Genomic DNA, 664 nt, shown 5'->3' on the forward strand with positions numbered 1-664 from the left:
TGTCGCCGCCTGCGCGCGGCGGGCTGGAGACAGCTCCTGTAGCGCGCCCAGCCCGCCTCGCAGCGCGCAGACGAGCGCGGTGCCGCCGCAGAGCACAGCCAGACTCGCAGACAGCCCCCAGCCTCCCTCCTGCTGGCCGAGACGTTGAGCGAGCAGCGCAGTATAGAGGGCTGCGCTGCCGGTCAGGGCGGCTGCCGGATAGAGCAGCCAGGCCGCCCGAGCCGAACGACTAACCGAGCATAGCCCGATCCCCCATATGACGAGCGCGACCAACCAAGCCCCGCGCGACTCCGTCAGCAGCAGCATCGCGCCGGTCGGGATGGCCAGCACAACACTGCCCAGCCACAGCGCCGGCCGTTCCGGCCGCAGCATGGCTCGCCAATGCCAACTCAGATAGGCCGCCAGCACAGCGCCGTATAGATTGGGATATTGCAGCAGTCCTGCTGCTCGCGCGCCGATCCCGCTGAGGCGCGGATCGACGCTGGTCAGGACGAGCCTCGGGTCTTCGAGCCAGCCGACCCAACCGGCTGCCCCGCTCCAGAGCAACAGCCCGCACGCCAGATGGAGCGGCAGCACGAGCGCGGCTGCCGCCCAGCGATGGCCTGAGTCGGCGAGCCGCAGCGCCAGCAGCAGGAAGCCCGCATACCCGCCCCAGCGCGCGCCC

At 71.1% G+C, this 664-nt stretch carries 1 pseudogene; it reads right to left on the reverse strand.

Features of this window, described 5'->3' with window-relative positions:
• A pseudogene (locus PA598K_RS36795) lies at positions 1 to 664 on the reverse strand (hypothetical protein); the annotation flags it as partial.

The organism is Paenibacillus sp. 598K (genome assembly GCF_003851045.1).
Lineage (GTDB): Bacteria > Bacillota > Bacilli > Paenibacillales > Paenibacillaceae > Paenibacillus_D.